Below are 13,511 nucleotides of genomic sequence, written 5' to 3' on the forward strand. Positions count from 1 at the left end.
AGGAACTATCATGAAAGCATTGGTATTTCATGGCCCCGGCAAGCGCAGTTGGGAAGACAAGCCCCGTCCAAGCATCGACAAGCCCACGGACGCGGTGGTGCGCATCACCCACACCACCATCTGCGGCACCGACCTGCACATTCTGAAAGGCGACGTACCCGCCGTGGAGGATGGTCGTACTTTGGGCCATGAAGGCGTGGGAGTGGTGGAAGAAGTCGGTGACGGCGTGAGCAATATCCAGGTCGGCGACGAGGTGCTGATCTCCTGCGTTACTTCCTGCGGCCGCTGCGACTACTGCAAACGCGGCATCTATGCCCACTGCCGCGACGGCGGCTGGATTCTCGGCCATCTGATCGACGGCACCCAGGCCGAATATGTACGCACCCCTCATGCGGACAACAGTCTGTTTCCACTACCCGATGACATGAACCGGGAGGCGGCGGTGATGCTCAGCGACATACTGCCCACCGGTCACGAGATTGGCGCCCTCAACGGCGAGGTCACGCTCGGCGACACGGTGGTCATCGTAGGCGCCGGCCCCATCGGCCTGGCGGCGCTGATGACCTCGCGTTTCTATTCTCCGGCGCGCATCATCATGGTCGATCCCGACGAGAATCGTTTGGCCATGGCCAAACAGCTCGGCGCCACCGATGTCATTTCCAGTAATCCCGTCGAGGCTATTCTTGCGCTGACCGATGGCGAAGGTGTCGACGTGGCCATGGAAGCAGTGGGCATTCCTGAAACCTTCGATATCTGTCAACAGATCGTTCGGGCCGGCGGGCACATCGCCAATATGGGCGTGCACGGAAAGAGCGTCGATCTCCAATTGCAGGATCTGTGGATCAAGAACATTACTCTGCGTACCGGCCTGGTCAGCACCAACACCATTCCCGTACTGATGCGTGCCGTAAAAAGCGGCGACGTAGAGCCGGTAGAACTGGTGACCCATCGCTTCAAGCTTGATGAAATCGAAAAGGCCTATGATATCTTCAGCGAGGCGGCAAAGGAGAAAGCCATCAAGATGATCTTGACCGCCGAGTAAGAATTGAAAGCCAACGAAAGAAGGTGCCAAGCGCAATCAGAATGAGAGTCATCCTTGCACCTGGCACCTATTCCTTTTCAACCGTTCTCTATGTTCCATCATGGACGATCAGAGATCATGCAGCGTGACGCCGAGCCCTCGCGACCACTCCTGCAGCTTGTCTCTGCGCTCCGTAACGGCGGCCTGAGGTATGCGGGGCATGGGCTCCGGGGAAGACGGCGTGACCTCCACGACAGGCATTGGAGCCTCGGCCAGGGGCAGCGTCATGCCTAATCCTCTGGACCACTCCTGCAGCTTGTCGTGATGTTCCATGAAGGCAACCTGCGGTATCCGGGGCGTGGTCTTCCCGGAAGCCGGTTCTGCCGCTATCGCGGGAACGGCAACGCCAGCCAAGAGCATCGCACCGCTAACGAAACCAACGATATGTCGACGGTTCATGACGTTATCCTCCTTCCTCATCGATCGAGGAAGTTCGACTGCCGAGCGGAGGGTTCCACCCGGCTCATGAACAGTTTGTCAAGGCAGGCTTACATGGCGCTGAACGAACCCAAAAATCGAGGCATTTTTTCGACATGCGCCGTGTGCGATGTTTACTGCATGGAATCGCGCCCCCCTATCAGTCGATGCGCTTTCGAAAACGCAGGGCGCTGCCGGTCAGCAGGATCAGACCGAGTGCGCCCTGAGCCAGGAACTGCGGCCACAGCAGGTCCATGCCGCTGCCCTTGAGGAAGACGTCGCGGATGATGACCAGGAAATAGCGCAAGGGATTGATATAGGTGATCCACTGGGCGAGCGTCGGCATATTCTCGATGGGGAACATGAACCCCGAGAGCAGCGTGGCCGGCAGGAAGAAGAAGAAGGAAGCCATCAGCGCCTGCTGCTGGGTCTTCGACACCGTGGAGATGAATAGCCCCACCCCGATGGTCGACATGAGGTACAGTCCGGCGCCGAAGAGCAACAGCAGGCCGCTGCCGCGGATGGGGATGCCGAAACCGTAGACGGCCACCAGCATCACCACCACCAGGTCCAGGTAGGAGATCATCACGAAGGGCAGCGTCTTGCCGAGGATCAGCTCCATGGGCCGGATCGGCGTCACCATCAGCTGCTCCATGGTGCCGATCTCGCGTTCGCGCACGATAGCCATGGAGGTGAGCAGCAGCGAGGTCATCAGCAGGATGACGGCGACCACCCCGGGAACGTTGTAGTAGCGGCTCTTGAGGTCGGGGTTGTACCAGGCCCGAGAGCGCAGCTCCACCAGGCCCGAGGGCGCCGCTGCCTGCTCCTGCTGGGTCATGGAGGCATCGAGCCGCTTGCGGGAGAAGGCGCCGGTGATACGTTGGGCGTAGTCCATGGCCACGGTACCGGTATTGGAGTCGGTGCCGTCGATCAGCACCTGTATCTCGGTCTGCCGACCCGCCGCGAGATCGTCCGCGAAGCCGCGATCGATCTGGATCGCCGCGACCACCACCGTGCGATCGAGCAGCTCACCCAGGGCGTCCGGCGACTCGGGACGCGCGATGATATCGAAGTAACCGGAGCTGGTGAACTGATCGGCCAGGGCGCGGCTCTCGGCGCTGCGATCCATGTCCAGGACGGCCGTCTTGATATGCTCGACGTCGGTGGTCACGGCAAAGCCGAAGACGATCAGCTGCACCACCGGCGTCACGAAGATCAAAAAGCGCATCCGCGGGTCGCGCAGCACCTGGATGAACTCCTTGATCATCATGCGGTAGATTCGTTCCCACATCGTCAGTCGATCCGCTTCTTGAATTTGAACAGCGCCAGCCCCAGCACCACGATCGCGAAGACCGTCAGGAACAGCACCTCGTTGACCAGGTAAATCGGTGGGCTCGCCTTGAGGAAGACATCCTTGAGAATGGCAACGTAGTAGCGCGCCTGGACCGCATGGGTCACCCACTGCAGGGCCGGCGGCATGTTGTCGATGGAATAGAGGAAGCCGGAGAGCAGGAAGGCGGGAATGAAGGTGGCAACCATGGCCACCTGGCTGGCGACCAGCTGGGAGCGCGCCACCGTCGAGATCAGGATGCCCAGCCCGAGCCCGCCGAGCATGAACAGAGTGCCCGAGGCCATGAGGAACCAGAAGCTGCCGCGCAGCGGCACGCCGAACACCCAGATCGCCATGGCCACGGATACCAGCACGTCCACCAGCCCGATGATCAGATAGGGCGTCATCTTGCCCACCAGCAGCTCCACGCCCTGCACCGGGGTGGCGATGAGCTGCTCCATGGTGCCCTGCTCCCACTCCCGGGACACGGTCAGCGACGTCAGCAGGGCGGTGATCACGGTCATGATCACGGCGATGAGGCCCGGCACGATGAACCAGCGGCTCTTGAGCTCGGGGTTGTACCAGACTCGCAGGCGGTTATCGATCGCCGGCTCGGCCAGCCCGCCGACGAGTTCGGCGTTGAAACGATTGGTCACCGCCTCGGCGTAGCCCAGGGCGATGGTCCCGGTGTTGGCATCCGCGCCGTCGGCGATCACCTGGGCCGGCGCGCTGCGCCCCGCCTCCAGCGCCTCGGCGAAGCCGGGGTAGAGCACCACGGCGAGATCCGCCTCGCCGCTGTCGAGCAGCCGGGTGAGGCTGGGGTAGTCCTCGACGTGGGCGATCAGCGTGAAATAGCTCGAGCCCTCGAAGGCGCGCAGGTAGGAACGGCTCGGCTGGGTCTGGTCGCGGTCGTAGACCGCCACGTTGAGGTTCTGAATATCCAGGGTGATGGCCCAGCCGAACAGCACCAGCAGCACCAGCGGCATGACGAAGGCCATCGCCAGGCTGCGCGGATCGCGGCGGATATGCAGGGACTCCTTGGCGATCAGCGCCCCCAGGCGCCGCCAGGAAAACCGACCGGCGATACGCGCGCTCACTGGGCGGCCTCCCGCTCTTCGGCCTCGATGAGGCTGACGAAGGCATCCTCCAGCGACGGCGCGATGACCGCGATACCCACCTTATCGAACCCGGCCTGCTCCAGATGGGCGCGGATCGGCCCCACCGCCTGTTCGGCATCGGCCACCACGGCGTGCAGGGTATCGCCGAACAGCGCGACTTCTTGTGCCAGCGTCGTCTCTTCGAGCGATTCCAGCGCCGCAAACGGGCGCGCCACCTGAATCTCCAGGATGTCCTCGGGCATGGCCTCATGCTTCAGCCGCGCCGGCTCGCCCCGGGCGATCAGCCGCCCCTTGTGGATCAGCGCCAGCTGGTCGCAGTATTCCGCCTCGTCCATGTAGTGGGTGGTCACGAAGACCGTGGTGCCCCCGGCGGCGAGCTCGGCGATAAGATCCCAGAACATGCGCCGCGACAGCGGATCGACGCCGGAGGTGGGCTCGTCGAGAAACAGGATCGGCGGCTCGTGGAGCACGGCGCAGCCGAGCGCCAGGCGCTGCTTCCAGCCGGCGGCCAGCGTCGCGGTCAGGGCGTCGCGCTTGTCGGCGAGCCCGGCCATCTCGAGCACCCAGGCCTTGCGCTCGGCGCGCCGCTTGCGGTCGACCCCGTACAGGCCGGCGAAGAAGTCGATGTTCTCCTCGACGGTGAGATCGGCGTACAGCGAGAACTTCTGCGACATGTAGCCGATGCTGCGCTTGATGCGCTCGGTCTCGGTCATGATGTCCAGGCCCAGCACCTGGCCGCTGCCCGAGCTCGGCAGCAGCAGGCCGGTCAGCATGCGGATGGTGGTCGACTTGCCGGAGCCGTTCGGTCCCAGGAAGCCGAAGATATGGCCGTGCTCGACCTCGAGGGTGACGTGGTCCACCGCCACGAAGTCGCCGAAGACGCGCGTGAGGTCCTTGACCGAGACGGCGATCTCGCGCTGTTCAGCCATGGGCCGCCGCCTCGCCGTCATGCGACGCCTGGCGAACGGTGTGGATGAACACGTCCTCGAGACTCGGCGCGATCTCGCGCCAGCTGGCCCCTTCCAGGCCCGCCTCGCCGAGTGAAGCCAGCGCCGCGTCCACCTCCTCACGGGTGTCGGCATACAGGTGCAGGCGTCCACCGTAGAGGCTGACCCGCCCCGCCTCTCGGGTGCTGGAGAGCAGCTCGTGGGCGCGACGCGCATCGCTCACCTCGAACTCCGCCAGCACCCCGGGCAGGTCGCCCTTGAGGCGCTGGGGACTGTCGCAGCGGATCAGCCTGCCCTGGTGCATCAGCCCCACGCGGCTGCAGCGCTCCGCCTCGTCGAGATAGGCGGTGGAGACGAAGATGGTGACGCCCTCCTTGAGCATGCTGTAGAGGATGCGCCAGAAATCGCGCCGCGAGACTGGATCGACGCCGTTGGTCGGCTCGTCCAGCAGCAGCACTTCGGGCCGATGGATAAGGGCGCAGGCCAGCCCCAGCTTCTGCTTCATGCCGCCGGAGAGGTTGTCGGCCAGGCGATCGCGAAACGGCGTCAGGTTGCTGAAGCCCAGCAGGCGCGCCTCGGACTCCTCCAGGTGATCCCGCGGCACCTCGTAGAGATCGGCGTAGAAGCGCAGGTTTTCCGCCACCGTCAGGTCGCCATAGAGACCGAAGCGCTGGGACATGTAGGCGATGCGACGCTTGACCGCCTCGGGCGCCTGGACCACCGAGTGCCCCGCCACCCAGGCCTCGCCCTCGGTTGGGGCGAGGATCCCGGCGAGCATGCGCAGGGTCGTGGTCTTGCCGGCGCCATCGGGCCCCACGATGCCGAAGATCTCGCCGGGCTGCACCGTGAAGTCGAGCCCGCGTACCGCCGCCAGGGCGCCGAAGTTCCTGACCAGGCCCTCGACGCGGATCGCCGCTGACGCGGTGTCGTCCTGGTCCATCACTGCACCTCGATGTAGACGTCCGCGGGCATGCCGGGCTTGAGCGCTCCTTCGGGATTGTCGAGGCTGACGTCCACGGCGAACACCAGCTTCACGCGCTCCTCCTGGGTCTGCACGTTCTTGGGCGTAAACTCCGCCTCGGAGGCGACGAAGGTCACGGTGCCGGGAAAATCCCGTCCGGGATAGCTGTCGACGCGCGCCTGGGCCTTGGCCCCCAGGCGGATGCGGCCGATGTCCACTTCGGAGATATAGACCCGCACCCAGGGAGCGCCGAGTTCGGTCAGCGTCGCCACGGCGCGGCCGGCGGCCAGGGTCTCGCCGACTTCGGCGTGGGTCCGGGTGACGACGCCCTCGATCGGACTATAGATGACGGTATCATCCAGGAAGGTCTGGGCATTGGTCCGGCGCGCCTCGGCCTGATTCAGTCGCCCCCGGGCGGCCTCGATCCGTTCGGGCCGATAGCCGGCCTGCAGCATGGTGAGATGTTCCCGAGCCGAGGCAAGCCGGGCCCCGGCCGCCTCGGCATCCGTCACGTCCCGGTCGCGCTGCTCGCGACTGATGGCCTCGTCGTCATACAGGGAGCGGGAGCGCGCGGCCTCGGCCTGGAGCCGCCGAAATGTCACCCGGGCCTCCTCGACCGCCGCCGCCGCCACGGCGATCTCCTCGAGACGATAGCCGGCGGTCAGCTCGTCGAGCTCCGCCGCGGCGGACGCCACCGCCGCCTCGGCCTCCCGCAGGCTCGCCGCGGCGTCGCGCTGATCGAGTCTGGCGATGGGCTGCGAGACCGAGACGTCGTCGCCCTCGTCGACCCGGCGTTCGACGAGGGTGCCGGGCATGCGGAAGGCCATCCTCACCTCGGTGGCCTCCACCGTGCCCGAGGCCATCAGGATGCCGCTCTCCTCCTCCTGGAACCAGGGGCCCCAACGAACGGCCGCGAACCCGGCCAGGGCGGCGATCACGATCAGTACCAAACCACCGGCAACCAGCTTGTTTTTCATGAGGTGCCTTTTCCTTCTGACATCGACTCGGCAGGCAGTGACGTCGCGCCGGTAAAGAGCGTCGGGGTGAGCCGGCCCAGCGCTCGATACAGGCGAATGTCCGCGACGAAGCGCTCGTACTCGGCCTGATTCAGGCTGGCCAGGGCCGTCCAGCGCGCCGCCTCGGCGCTCAGCAGGTCCGTGACGGTGCTTCTGCCGGCGCGATACTTGCGCGTCTCGATGCGCAGCGCCTCCTCGGCTTCTTCCAGGGCCCGACGCGCCGACTGCAATCGCTGATCAGCCGTTTGCAGACCGCCGAAGGCGGCCCGTGCCTCCGTCGTGACGTCATCGACGACACCACGCAGCCGTTCTCGATACTGCTGTCGCTCGAACTCGGCCTGGTTGACGCGCTTGCGACGAATACCCCCGTCGAACAGCGGCACACTCAGAGTCATCCCGACATACCAGTCGTCGCGCCCTTCCCAGTCATCGCCGCGGCGTGTCTGGGTCTCCGCGACCAGGTCCACCTCAGGAAGACGCTCGCCGCGGGCGATCGCCAGACGATCGGCGGCGGCATTCCATTCCGCCTGGGCCTGACGTACCTGGGGATGCTCACGCGCGGCCAATTCTGCCGCCGCATCCGCCGATCCGGGTACCTCGAAAGATGCGTTGGGCAGCTCCTTCAACACCCGATCCCGGAGGGGCATGCCCAAGAGGGCGGCCAACAGCCCCTGGGCATCCCGCTCGCCCTGGGCCGTCGCCCCTTGGTCGAACTGCGCCTGGGAGAGCCGCGTCTGGACCCGCAGCACCTCGAGTCGGGCGGCCCGGCCCTGGTCGAGCTTGCGTTGGATCGCCTCGACCTCGGCCTGCAGTCCCTCGATGCGGCGGCCCTCGGCGATAGTCAGATCGCGTAGCTGCAGCGCCTTGGCGTAGGTCGCCACCACGTTGAAGAGAAGATCCTGCTCACTGGCGTGCAGCCGCTGCAGTGCACTCTCGCTGCGACTGGCCGCCAGGGACTCTCCCGCCACCAGCCTGCCGCCGGCGTAGAGCGGCAGACGCATTGTGGCCCCGACGCTGGTGATGTCATCATCCAAGGGAGGAAACACACCGGGTTGCTCGATCGGATGTACGAGATAGGGGTCCGAATAGTGTGTGTAGGAAGAGCCGAGTTCTAGTTCGGGGTAGCGGGCACCACGGGCGATCTCGGGCTCCAAGGCAAGGGCATCGTGCTCCAGGCTGACCGCCTTCAGGTTAGGGTTCGCGCGCAGCGCCTGGGTTACGGCGGCATCCAGCGTCAGCGCCTCCGCCGCATCGACCGATCCCGGAATGCTCGCTCCCAGGCCTGCAAGCGCCAGCAGCAGGCCCCAGGCAAATCGTGAGGAGGTCCAAGCAAGCCTCATCATGATCATGGCCCCCTTTTCAACGTCTTACGCCACCGAACCGTCCGCTGACTTACTTGGCGAACCCAGACCCACTATTCAAGAACACTTATCACCCGCTTCAGCCATCAGCGCCGGCTCCAGGAAACGCCATAGCGCATCGACCTGATCCTCCAAAGGGAACTCGAAATCGTAGATGGACCAGCGCATCACCAGACCCTGCACCGTGGCGGCAATAAAGCGTGACGTCTCGGCAGGATCCAGACTGCGACGAAAATACCCACTCGCGATCCCGTCACGAACGATGGCTTCCAGATGCCCCATATAGCGCTCCATGATCCGCCGCACAGTGAGCTTCAGCTCGGGATCCTCGAGGTGCAGCCGATCGGAGAACAGCAGGCGAGCCACCCCGCGTCGCTTGCCGATGAAGGCAAGCTGACGCCCCAGCAGCTTGCGCAAACGCTCGTCGGCGGGGGCATCGCCATTTACCCCTTCCAGAACGCCGAACAGGGCGTTAGCGATCCACTCCATCGCTCCGCGAAAGATGGCGCTACGGTTCTTGAAGTGTCGGAACACCGTCGGCTGCGCAATGCCGATCCGATCGGCGATCGCCTGTGCGGTGACCTTCTTGGTGCCGATTTCGGCGGAAAGATCCAGCGCGCTCATGATGATTTCTTCGCGGCGTGTCTCATGTGACTTGCGTTGTCGGGTCATATCGCCCTATAAGTGAGTAGTTACTTGCTTTCTAGCATAGGCGCACCATCCTTGAACATGCAAGCAGAATTCGACCAAGGCTCCGGCATCTTGCTTGGTCCGTCACGAAATTCCTCGATCATTAGCAGCACCCCATACGAGAGGTATTCCATGCAACACCCGCACCGCTTCATAACCCTCAGCGTCACGGTCGTCAGCGCCGTGCTGATCGCCATCATCCCGGCATGGGCGGCCGACGACACCGAACCACTGGAGCTGCGCAGTATCATGCAAGAACTCGGCGAAGAGATGCAGACCATCACCGATGGCATTTCCCGAGAAGACTGGGCGCTGGTCGCGGAAACCGCCCCCATGATCGCCAACCATTCCCAGCCGTCGGCGATCGAAAGAATGCGCATCCTCGGCTTTCTTGGCACCGATGCCAGCACCTTCAGAAATCACGATAAGAAGATCCAGCAGGCGGCGCTGCAGCTCGAGAAAGCCGCCGAGAACCAGAATGGCGCCGAGGTGATCGCCGCGTTCGCCACGCTGCAAAACCGCTGTCTCGCCTGCCACCAAGATTTCCGCAATCCTTTCATGGAACATTTTTACGATGATCCATGAAGGATTGAGTTATCTGAGGTGATGCCCCCCATCATCCGCTAAGTAAAGATGGCAGTGAGATCCTGGGCGGTATCGGATCCTAGACACGATTCATGAACATATCCTCTATGCTTTTCAGCCGCCTGCGCTGCTCGTCGGTTAGCGTGCCAGCGGCGGAGACGACCCGGTGAATCACCTGCATAACCTTGTCCCTGGACTGCGTTTCGCCGGCCAACATGGCGGGGATTGCGTCGATCGCAGCATGCGGGGCGAGCGTCAAGGCAAGAAACTGCTCGCGCACGGCCTGCTTGAACGAGGCAAGCGAGATTTCGCTGTGCTCGGCGCGCATTTCGCGCAGGACGTTGAAGGCCCGTTCATCCGCTCCGCCGCCCCCCATTGAGATATAGACAAGGCCTCGCAGTGCCGCCTCAGGCAGCCCTCCCTCGCCGATACGCGCGCGGATCTCGGCCATGCGCCGTTCGACGAGGGCGATGTTTACCGGCGTCTGCCCAGGATGTGGACGAGGCGTTTCATCCGAAGTGTTCAGGCCAACCAGCGCCTGGGTGACGGGCGAGCCGTAGAACGTCATGAACCACTGTTCGACGGCGCTATCGCGAAGATCGCGCCAGCCATCCAGCGCCGCCACGACGCAGCGTGAGTAGTTTTCCTGCAGGTTGACCAGCCAGTTATCTTCGGAGACGGGCCTACGCTCCTCCCTGACCCGCTCGGCCAGGCTGGCGAGCGGTGACATCAGCGGATTGCGCTCGGAGAACCACCCGTAAGGAAGCTCGGCCGGGGTCATCCTGTGCAGCCACTCCGCCACGTCCTTGCTCGCCTGAGCCTGTACCAAGGGCTGCATCAGGGTCCGATACAGCCCGAGGTTGATATCCGAGACCCGCTTGACCGTCGCGAAGCGTCGTTCTTCGTCGGGATCGGGCCGAACGATAGCCTCGACATCGGCCAGCGAGCGCGGCTCGAAACGCACCAGCCAGTCGCCTTCGACCCACTGCGGATTGACCGTCTCGTCGGTCTTGGGCGTCATGACCGCTTCGTAGAGCCCGGGCGGCAAGACATCGATCAGGTCGATGTTCGAGGTGAACTCCTGGTGCTCCTTACGGGCGACGCTGCCGGAGACGAAGATGCCGAGATGGCCAACGCTTGCGTGGATCGCGTAGACGATGGTCTGGCCGGCGGCGACAATGTCTTCGTCCGTGAGGTAGAGATCGCAGATCCACCCCAGCGCCTGGGGAGGCGGGATGATGTTGTCGCCCTCGGAGCAGAAGCACAGGATCGGCGAATCGATATGGCGCAGATCGATCCTGACGCCGTCGCCGGTGACAAGCTCCGCCGTCGCCAGCCGATTGCCGATGAACAGCTCATCGACGATCCACTGCATCTCCTCGGCGGACAGATCGACATGGCCGCCCCACCATCTCTCGAACTCGAGAAACCTCGGCACCTCGCTATCGACATTCGCCCAGAGATGATAGTACTTGGTCCAATAGCTGTTGGCGGGATCGAGGTTCTCGAAATTGCTGACCAGATGGCTACCGTCGAATCGCCCCCCGCCGACATCGCTGGTCAGGGCGGTCAGCCAGCTGCCACCCAGCAGTCCGCCGATATAGCGCATCGGGTTCTGCCCTTTCAGGCCGGCCCAGTACGACAGCGGCGTTCCAGCGACAATGATCGGTCCGAACAGCCCCGGCCGAACCGCTGCCAGCATCATCACGGCCCAGCCTGCCTGGCAGTTGCCGATGACGCAGGGCTTGCCCTCCGCCTCCGCGTGGCGAGCGTTGACCGCCTCGAGGAAACGTGCGTGAGCGTGCATGACGTCCTCGACGGTCTGTTCCGGCATCGGGTCCGGCGTAAAACCGACGAAATAGCAGGCGTGCCCTGCCCGCAGGGCCACGCCCAGCTCGCTGTCGGCCTTGAAGCCGCCGATGCCGGGCCCGTGGCCGGCACGCGGATCGAACACCACGAACGGACGCTTGAGCGGGTCGATCTCCATGCCGGCGGGAGGCTCGATGCGGGCCAGCCAGAAGTTGACGGGACGCTCGAAGTCCCGCGCATCGAGCACTACCTCAAGATCGAAGCTCAGCACATGCGGCACCGTCATCGCCTTGTGCCGGTAATACTCCTCGCTGCGCAGGCGCAATACGTCCCAGAACAGGAGGTTGCGCTGCAGCGCATCGGTCGCGTACTCGAGCATCACGTTCCGACCTAGCGGCGTATCGAGTTGATGGTCCACATTCATTGATTAACTCCTGAATAGGGTGGCCCAACGGGCTCGCATGATTCTTCTGGTGCAGTGCTAGCTAATCCCTGCAGGAACCTTCACAAGAGTGTTCAACCCTGCCCCGATACGATCGATATGATTTGCAGTGATTAAAAACTTCTTATAATAAGTGATTACTTGCTTTCTTTTAAGACTAGTCGCTGCTATCAAGGTAGGCAAGTCGCTTCAGCGTATTACAGCAACCCAAGCATGAAAGGCACACAACATGAACATCTCATTCCTTGGTGCAGCCTGTGAAGCCACCGGGTCATGCTTTCTGATCGAAACGTCCAACTCTCGTTTCCTGGTCGATTGTGGCATGGTGGAGGGTGGATTGGACGCGGCGATGCGCAACCGGCAGCCTTTCACTTTCGCCCCGAACGACATCGACTTCGTCCTTTTGACCCAAGCCTACACCGATCACAGCGGTCTACTGCCCAAGCTATGCCGAGAGGGTTTCACTGGCCCGATCCACTGCACCGCCGCGACGGCTCAACTGCTGATAGTGACACTCCCCGAAAGCAGCCATATTCAGATGCAGGAGGCCGAATATGCTCTACAGCGCAAGACCGGCCACGGAGCATCGCCAGTAGCGACCCCGTTGTACACCCCAGCGGATGCTTACAACTGCCTGCGACAGGTGCAGTTGCACGCTTACGAAAAGGACCTTCAGCCCCATCCCAGCGTGCGCTGCCGCTTTCGCGACGCAGGTTATATTCCAGGCTCGGCCATTCTCGAAATATGGCTAACCGAGAATGCTCATACCACCAAGATAGTGGTAAGTGGCAACCTTGGTCAGCCTGGCCAACCGATCCTTCATGGCCCCACTTGCATCGAGAAGGCCGACATCTTGCTCATCGAGTCTACCTATGGTGACCAACTGCACAAGGATCGGAGAGCTTCTCAGGAGGAACTGGCCCGAATCATCAAGCAGACTCGCGAGCGTGGGGGCAACGTGATTGCTCCAGCCTTTACCATCGGTCATATTCAGGAAGTTCTTTACCACCTGCACCGAACGATCCGGGAAAGGCATTCGCAAAACCTGCGCCTCTTCATTGATTCCCCAATGACCAATGCAGCCCTCCAGATTATCTTGGAACATTTGGAACTATTCGATATTGCGGCAAGGCATCATCCAGAATGGTATGCATTCGGCAAAAACCTATCTCATCTGGAGTTCATCGCCAGCGTAGAGGAATCCAAGACACTGAATCGAATACGTTCGGGAGCCTTTATCGCCTCCACATGCAGCATGTGTGAGGCAGGACGCATTCGTCACCACCTGCGCCATAACCTCGCACGCCCCGAATGCAGCGTACTTATCACCAGCTTTCAAGCACAAGAAACGCTCGGCCGTCGCTTGGTGGATGGAGCCAGGCGGGTACGATTGTTTGGTGAAGACATTCCCATCAAGGCCAGGATCCACACCATCGCTGGATTATCGGGTCATGCCGACCAAGCGGCATTATTGGCCTGGTCGGCCGGCTTCCGGCATCCTCCACGACAAACCTTCGTAGTCCAAGGCGAGGTCCTCGCAGCACAGACCTTAGCGGCGCGCTTGCGCAGCACGCATGGCTGGCGAGTGAGGGTTCCCGAGTTGGGCCAACGTATCGAATGGAACGGACACATCGATACATGAGACAAGTCTGGGCTCTTGGAACCGGCATGCCTGAGCAGACTCATCCTCGCTTACCGCTCGAGTAGAAATCCGATCCATGACGGGAAGCCAACTACATGAAGATACCGAATAC

The 13,511-nt window shown here is 62.8% G+C and carries 12 protein-coding genes; 3 read left to right on the forward strand and 9 right to left on the reverse strand.

Translation table 11 applies throughout. The features are described 5' to 3' along the window. The first annotated feature begins 10 nt into the window (after positions 1-10). Positions 11-1,042 (forward strand): zinc-dependent alcohol dehydrogenase family protein, encoded by a 1,032-nt coding sequence (locus tag FGL86_RS16725; RefSeq protein WP_147185826.1) that lies wholly within the window; start codon positions 11-13, stop codon positions 1,040-1,042. Positions 1,043-1,150: 108 nt separating this feature from the next. Here the strand turns inward: FGL86_RS16725 and FGL86_RS16730 are convergent, their stop codons facing one another. From FGL86_RS16730 to FGL86_RS16765, 8 genes are all read right to left on the reverse strand, one after another. After that, complete coding sequence (locus FGL86_RS16730) at positions 1,151-1,480, reverse strand: hypothetical protein (protein ID WP_147185827.1); 330 nt, start codon at positions 1,478-1,480, stop codon at positions 1,151-1,153. Positions 1,481-1,658: 178 nt separating this feature from the next. Beyond that, entirely contained in the window at positions 1,659-2,768 is a 1,110-nt protein-coding gene (locus FGL86_RS16735) for an ABC transporter permease (RefSeq protein ID WP_222433764.1), read from the reverse strand. 23 nt (positions 2,769-2,791) lie between these two features. Beyond that, positions 2,792-3,925, reverse strand: a complete 1,134-nt coding sequence (locus FGL86_RS16740; RefSeq protein ID WP_222433765.1) for an ABC transporter permease — start codon at positions 3,923-3,925, stop codon at positions 2,792-2,794. Further along, positions 3,922-4,875, reverse strand: a complete 954-nt coding sequence (locus tag FGL86_RS16745; RefSeq protein ID WP_147185829.1) for an ABC transporter ATP-binding protein — start codon at positions 4,873-4,875, stop codon at positions 3,922-3,924. The genes FGL86_RS16740 and FGL86_RS16745 overlap by 4 nt, the downstream gene beginning before the upstream one ends. Then, positions 4,868-5,710 carry an ABC transporter ATP-binding protein gene (locus tag FGL86_RS16750; RefSeq protein ID WP_246131676.1) on the reverse strand — a complete coding sequence of 281 codons (843 nt, stop codon included), beginning with the start codon at positions 5,708-5,710 and terminating at the stop codon, positions 4,868-4,870. The genes FGL86_RS16745 and FGL86_RS16750 overlap by 8 nt, the downstream gene beginning before the upstream one ends. A gap of 122 nt (positions 5,711-5,832) precedes the next feature. Beyond that, positions 5,833-6,831 (reverse strand): HlyD family secretion protein, encoded by a 999-nt coding sequence (locus FGL86_RS16755; protein ID WP_147185831.1) that lies wholly within the window; start codon positions 6,829-6,831, stop codon positions 5,833-5,835. Continuing rightward, positions 6,828-8,213, reverse strand: coding sequence for a TolC family protein (locus tag FGL86_RS16760; protein ID WP_186764432.1), 1,386 nt, complete (start codon positions 8,211-8,213; stop codon positions 6,828-6,830). Before FGL86_RS16760 ends, FGL86_RS16755 begins: the two co-directional genes overlap by 4 nt. A gap of 75 nt (positions 8,214-8,288) precedes the next feature. Continuing rightward, positions 8,289-8,855, reverse strand: coding sequence for a TetR/AcrR family transcriptional regulator (locus FGL86_RS16765; RefSeq protein ID WP_222433766.1), 567 nt, complete (start codon positions 8,853-8,855; stop codon positions 8,289-8,291). A gap of 198 nt (positions 8,856-9,053) precedes the next feature. On the opposite strand from FGL86_RS16765, the gene FGL86_RS16770 reads away from it, so the two are divergent. Next, positions 9,054-9,506, forward strand: coding sequence for a cytochrome c (locus tag FGL86_RS16770; protein WP_147185834.1), 453 nt, complete (start codon positions 9,054-9,056; stop codon positions 9,504-9,506). Positions 9,507-9,585: 79 nt separating this feature from the next. Here FGL86_RS16770 and FGL86_RS16775 read toward each other — a convergent pair whose 3' ends face one another. Next, positions 9,586-11,739 carry a DUF3141 domain-containing protein gene (locus FGL86_RS16775; RefSeq protein WP_147185835.1) on the reverse strand — a complete coding sequence of 718 codons (2,154 nt, stop codon included), beginning with the start codon at positions 11,737-11,739 and terminating at the stop codon, positions 9,586-9,588. A gap of 247 nt (positions 11,740-11,986) precedes the next feature. Between FGL86_RS16775 and FGL86_RS16780 the strand changes: the two genes are divergently transcribed. Then, positions 11,987-13,399, forward strand: a complete 1,413-nt coding sequence (locus tag FGL86_RS16780) for an MBL fold metallo-hydrolase RNA specificity domain-containing protein (RefSeq protein ID WP_147185836.1) — start codon at positions 11,987-11,989, stop codon at positions 13,397-13,399. Positions 13,400-13,511 lie beyond the last annotated feature (112 nt).

This window comes from Pistricoccus aurantiacus, from assembly GCF_007954585.1.
GTDB lineage: Bacteria > Pseudomonadota > Gammaproteobacteria > Pseudomonadales > Halomonadaceae > Pistricoccus > Pistricoccus aurantiacus.

Excerpts from the sequence above, each read along its gene's own strand:
- FGL86_RS16725 (WP_147185826.1), top strand. The coding sequence starts at position 11 with ATGAAAGCATTGGTATTTCATGGCCCCGGCAAGCGCAGTTGGGAAGAC.
- FGL86_RS16730 (WP_147185827.1), bottom strand. The coding sequence starts at position 1,480 with ATGAACCGTCGACATATCGTTGGTTTCGTTAGCGGTGCGATGCTCTTG.
- FGL86_RS16735 (WP_222433764.1), bottom strand. The coding sequence starts at position 2,768 with ATGATGATCAAGGAGTTCATCCAGGTGCTGCGCGACCCGCGGATGCGC.
- FGL86_RS16745 (WP_147185829.1), bottom strand. The coding sequence starts at position 4,875 with ATGGCTGAACAGCGCGAGATCGCCGTCTCGGTCAAGGACCTCACGCGC.
- FGL86_RS16755 (WP_147185831.1), bottom strand. The coding sequence starts at position 6,831 with ATGAAAAACAAGCTGGTTGCCGGTGGTTTGGTACTGATCGTGATCGCC.
- FGL86_RS16760 (WP_186764432.1), bottom strand. The coding sequence starts at position 8,213 with ATGATGAGGCTTGCTTGGACCTCCTCACGATTTGCCTGGGGCCTGCTG.
- FGL86_RS16765 (WP_222433766.1), bottom strand. The coding sequence starts at position 8,855 with ATGAGCGCGCTGGATCTTTCCGCCGAAATCGGCACCAAGAAGGTCACC.
- FGL86_RS16770 (WP_147185834.1), top strand. The coding sequence starts at position 9,054 with ATGCAACACCCGCACCGCTTCATAACCCTCAGCGTCACGGTCGTCAGC.
- FGL86_RS16775 (WP_147185835.1), bottom strand. The coding sequence starts at position 11,739 with ATGAATGTGGACCATCAACTCGATACGCCGCTAGGTCGGAACGTGATG.
- FGL86_RS16780 (WP_147185836.1), top strand. The coding sequence starts at position 11,987 with ATGAACATCTCATTCCTTGGTGCAGCCTGTGAAGCCACCGGGTCATGC.